Origin of the sequence: Microbacterium sp. HMWF026, assembly GCF_003061325.1 — a bacterium.
GTDB lineage: Bacteria > Actinomycetota > Actinomycetes > Actinomycetales > Microbacteriaceae > Microbacterium > Microbacterium testaceum_E.
Map to the genome: position 1 here is coordinate 1 of NZ_QAJB01000296.1, position 5,100 is coordinate 5,100.

Sequence of the window (5,100 nt, forward strand, 5' to 3'; positions counted from 1 at the left end):
CCCTCGAGCATCCTCAACCCAACCCCCGCCCCCAAACCGAAAACGATGTCCTGCGTTCGAAAGGCAAACAATCGAGCCGGGCGCACGCGGTGAATGGCGTAGAGAACGAGGCACAAAAGACCGCCCCACATCACGAGATAGCTGGCGGCCAGACCTCCGCCTGCCGGACCGACCCAGACCATCCGGCTTCCCCCGGTGATCAAGATCCCGCCAAGCACCACGAGGATGAGCACGCGCTGCCGGCCGCTGCCGTTTGGGGGCTGAACGCATCGCCAATCCGACGGCCGCCGGAAGTGTCTCCGACGAGACGGGGAGCCTCCCGCAGCTGGCGGCGAGACCAGCTCCAGCTCAGACGTCGAGGACTCGCTAGTCTCGTGTGGCATCCCTCAAATTTAGCGGGATCTCTCAAACCGCATCGAACCGTCGAAGCCCATTCTTTGGAAGTGAACTTGCTCAAAATTCTCTTTGTATGCACGGGGAACATTTGTCGGTCGCCGATCGCCGAGCAGTTACTCAGTCGACGGTTCGAGGGCACCAAAATACAGGTCGACAGCGCCGGCACACGCGCTAGGGCCGGCGTCGGAATGACGCCCGAAGCCATCCAATTCGCGGGCGATGTTGGCGTCCCAGTCGCCTCGTCCAAACTCCACAGGTCGAGTTTGATATCGACGGCGCGCCTGGTCACCGCGGATCTTGCGCTAGCCATGACTCGCGAGCACAGGCGCCAGCTCGTTGAGATGGAACCAGCAGCTGTGCGCCGGGTCTTCACTTTGCGCGAGCTAGACAGGCTACTTGACGGCGTTTCTGACGGTGAACTGGAAGAGGTTGTGCACCCCTACGCGGCATCGGCGCCCGCACTGAGACTCGCGCAACTTCTTTCGTTCGTCGCCAGCAGGCGTGGCACATTGCTTCCGCCGATGGACTCGGGGTTGGATGACGTGGTCGACCCCTTCGGAAGATCTGTCGAGACCTACAGAGTATCGGTGCGGCAAATCACTGAGGCATTGCCCGCCGCCGAGAGGGTTCTTCGACTGGCGCTTGCCTAGCGTAAAAATCATCACCACGCAGCTGCGCGACGGCTGGACAGCCCGCGTTAGGAGCTGGCGACCTCAACCACGTGACCGAATGCGTGAATCAACTCGAAACATTTCCTATGGCACACTTGCGTTCATCCCCACCGCGCTCCGCCAAGGTCAGCGCATCTTCGAGAGGCACCATGGAGCTCAGCGACTACATCCGCATCCTGCGCAAGAACTGGTTGGTGCTACTCGTTTTGACAGTCCTCGGATTCGTCACGGCCCTGGGCTATACGCTCACGCGCACCCCGACATTCGAGTCAAGCAGCACAGTCTTCGTTTCAACGCAAGCTGGCGGAACGGCAGCCGAACTGCAGCAAGGTTCGACCTTCACACAGGCTCGGATCAACACTTACGTCGGCCTAGCAACGGCACCAGTGGTCCTGACTCCGGTAATCGAAGAGCTTGGTCTACCTCGGACAGCCGCGCAGTTGGCGGAGGAGGTGAGGGCATCAGCTGGTCTCAACTCAACTCTCATAACCGTCACGGTCGCCAACCCCAACCCGTCAGAGGCCGCGAGCATCGCCAACGCAATAGCAGACAGTCTCGCAACAGTAATTCCACAACTTGAGCCCGCATCAAGCAACGGCTCCAGTCCCATCAGACTCAGTCGTGTCCGAGATGCGGAGCCGGCGGCCGCGCCCTCCAGCCCAAACGTGTCACTCAATCTCGGTCTTGGACTGCTGCTAGGGCTAACCCTTGGCGCCGTAGCAGCGGTATCTCGGACGATGCTCGACAACCGCGTCCGAACGCCCCGGGACGCTGAACAGATCACCGGCGCTCCCGGTATCGGAGCAATCGCATTCGATGCGAAGGCTAAGGAGCGACCGCTCATCGTACACGCGGATCCCCTCAGCCCGCGGGCGGAGTCCTTCCGCGCCCTCCGAACAAACTTGCAGTTTCTCGACATGGGCGGGCGTTCTAGCTTCGTCGTCACGAGTTCCATCCCGAGCGAAGGTAAGACCTCCACCACGATCAATCTCGCCATTGCTCTTGCCGACGCGGGCAAACGCGTTGCTCTGCTCGACGCCGATCTTCGCAAGCCGAAGGTCGCTGAGTACCTCGGCATTGAGGGCGGCGCGGGGCTGACCGACGTGCTGATCGGACGAGCGAGCGTCAACGACGTCATGCTCCCGTGGGGCGGTCGGAGCCTGTACGTGTTGCCCGCAGGAAAGATCCCGCCGAACCCCAGCGAGCTGCTCGGATCTCGCCAGATGAGCGCGCTGCTCGACATGCTGGAGCGCGACTTCGATGTCGTTCTATGTGACGCCCCGCCGCTCCTCCCGGTGACCGATGCAGCGATTCTGTCGCGAGCGACAAGCGGGGCCCTCATGGTCGTGTCGGTCGCGCGGACGACGCGCCACCAGCTGACCGGCGCGACCGAAGCCCTCAACACGGTGGGCGCCAAGTTGGCCGGGTTCGTCATGTCCATGGTTCCGACGCGCGGACCCGATTCCTACTACGCCGCCTACGGCTACGGGTACGGCTACGGGTACGGGTACAAGCTGTCGCCGGCCGAGCAGGCCAAGAGCAAGCGAAAAGCTAAGAAGGCTGATGGTGGCCGCGCTGCACTGCCCGCCGCAGACGAGGGGGCTTTCGACGAGCTCGGCTTCGCCTCGAGGCGCGAAAGTCGCGAAGCGTCACGCGAGTCCTAACCCTCTGAAACGACCCCGCTGGCCTAAGCCGCCCCATCTATTGCTGCACGCTTGAGGTTTTCTTTTGTCTGCTCGAGAGCCCGTCCTGTTCGGACAAAAAGCGGGGCGAATCACTTTGTGGGTCGTCTCGGGAGCGCTGATCCTGGGTGTGGCGCTCACAACGTGGGTCGGCATCCGAGGGGCGATCGCATACCAGCACCTGCGAGCCATTGAGGCAGGCGCCTCCCGCGCCAGTGCTCAGATTCTGGCTGACCCGGCGCAGGCGCGGAGCCTGATCGCGTCGTTGGCGGAGGAGGCGAAGGCGGCTCGAGACCTCACCGGCGACCCCATATGGGGCGTGGCCGAGCAGACTCCATGGGTCGGACCGCAGCTTGAGGCGGTTCGCATCATCTCTGCATCGTCGAGCGGTGTGCTCGGGGACGGGCTGCGCCCGCTCGCGGACGCCGTCGGCGATACTTCGCTCGATGCGCTGAAACCTATCGACGGCCGGGTCGACCCCGCGGCCATCGCACGGCTGGCGGCTCCGGCTGAATCAGCCGCTGTCGATGCTCGCGACGCATCATCGGCCGTCGCGAAGATCAATACAATCCCGCTGCTCGGGATCGTGCAGAACGCCGTCGAGCGCGTCGGGGAAGCGTTCGCTCGGACCGCCGACGGGCTCGACGCTCTCTCGCGCGCTACCGATCTGCTGCCCGAAATGCTCGGAGAGGGCGGACCGCGTCAGTATCTCGTCCTCGTTCAAAACAATGCCGAGGCCCGATCCCTCGGCGGAATCGCCGGCACGGCGATCCTTCTCCGCACAGACGGTGGGGCGGTCTCACTGGTCGACACCCGCTCCGGCACGTCTCTGTCCGAAGCTTTGCAGGGCACGATCGCCGCGAACCTTCCGCCGGATGTCGTAGCTCTGTACGGCGAAAAGCCTGCCAAGTATTTCCAGAACGTGACCCAGATCCCGGACTTCGCCATCGATGGTCCCCTGGCCCGCCAGATGTATCAATCCGTCACCGGCGTGAGCGTCGACGGTGTCATCACAATCGATCCCGTCGTGTTGTCGTACATGCTGGCGGCGACGGGTCCGATTCAGTTGCAAGACGGCACAGTCGTCGACGCCAGCAACGCCGCGTCGCTGTTCCTGAATGATGTGTACAAGCGCTTTCCCGACCCCAAAGCGCAGGACGCATTCTTTGGCGAAGCGACGGCTATCATTTTCAGGGACTTTCTTGGCGGGAGAGGCTCCACGCCCGGTCTAGTGAGTGCTTTCTCTCGTGGAGCCGAAGAACGTCGCATCCTGTTGTGGAGCACCCACGAAGACGAACAAGCCGTGCTCTCCGGCTCGACCTTCGCCGGAGCGCTGCCCACCACGACCGAGCGCACCGCCCGATTCGGGGTCTTTTTCAACGACGCCGGTGGATCGAAGATGAGTTACTACGTCAAACCTGACGTTCGTATCGCCTGGTCGGGGTGCGTGCCCGGCGCCGCCAGCGAGCGCGAACTGACCCTCTCAGTTTCTCTCACCAGCACAGCGCCCGCGGACGCGGCGACCAGTCTGCCGCGCTATCTGACAGCCAACGGCGCCTTCGGAGTCGCACCGGGCAACGCCGCCACCCTGACGAACGTCTTCCTGCCCGAGGGATGGGAACTCGTCAGCGCCGCCAGCTCGAACGGGCTCTCATTCGCAGACGGGACGTACGCGGGGCGACGGGTTCTGAGTATTGGCACCAACCTCGCGCCCCAGGCATCGAACCAGCTGGACATCGTCGTGAAAAAGGTCTCAACGGCAACCGAAGCCGAAGCGATCGTCACACCGACCGCCGACGGGTCGATCGACCCCACGCCCTCTGCCGACTGCGCGCAGACGGCCACACAGCTGCTGCAGTGAATGCAGCGAATGCGCCACTTTCTGAAGAAATATTGCGCGCCCGAGAAAATTAACGTCCCGGAAACCCTCTCAGTTTGCTTCCGGGTGGCGCCTAGGCAATACTCAGGAAGGCTCTCAGTACCACCCACCGCTTCATTGTTGTCCTTCCCCCTTGCGTCACCATCGGATAGCACGAACGCGGACCACCCATAAACCGGTAGCCCGGATTCGAAAGCAGGCATTCATGAAGCTCAACTTTGCCAAGGTCGGCGCCTCCGCCGCCCTCGCTGGCGCGCTGCTTTTCGCAGCCCCCGCCGTCGCTCAGGCCTACGTGCCCACCACCCCCGACACCGTGTCGGTCTCCGTCACCTCGAACGGCCCGGTTCCGATCGCGGGCTTCGCGCCCGGCGCAACCGTCACCTTCACGCTCGTCGGCGTTGGTGTGACCGGCTCGAATATCGCGACCGCTGGCGCCACCGTCTCTTCGGCATCGGTGACCAAGACGGCTGAT

The 5,100-nt window shown here is 63.2% G+C and carries 3 protein-coding genes and 2 pseudogenes; 4 read left to right on the forward strand and 1 reads right to left on the reverse strand.

What is annotated here, in order from left to right:
- Window positions 1-233, reverse strand: a pseudogene (locus tag DBR36_RS18080) (hypothetical protein); the annotation flags it as partial.
- Between the two features lie 210 nt (window positions 234-443).
- Here DBR36_RS18080 and DBR36_RS17775 point away from each other — a divergent pair.
- The 4 genes and pseudogenes from DBR36_RS17775 to DBR36_RS11460 all read left to right on the forward strand — a co-directional run.
- Window positions 444-1,046: a low molecular weight phosphatase family protein gene (locus DBR36_RS17775; RefSeq protein ID WP_181373571.1), complete on the forward strand. Its 603-nt coding sequence runs from the start codon at window positions 444-446 to the stop codon at window positions 1,044-1,046.
- 170 nt (window positions 1,047-1,216) lie between these two features.
- The gene (locus DBR36_RS11450) at window positions 1,217-2,731 is read left to right on the forward strand and encodes a polysaccharide biosynthesis tyrosine autokinase (RefSeq protein ID WP_108319493.1); all 1,515 of its coding nucleotides are present in this window, start codon (window positions 1,217-1,219) and stop codon (window positions 2,729-2,731) included.
- Between the two features lie 64 nt (window positions 2,732-2,795).
- Window positions 2,796-4,610, forward strand: coding sequence for a DUF4012 domain-containing protein (locus DBR36_RS11455; protein ID WP_108319495.1), 1,815 nt, complete (start codon window positions 2,796-2,798; stop codon window positions 4,608-4,610).
- Window positions 4,611-4,833: 223 nt separating this feature from the next.
- A pseudogene (locus DBR36_RS11460) lies at window positions 4,834-5,100 on the forward strand (hypothetical protein); the annotation flags it as partial.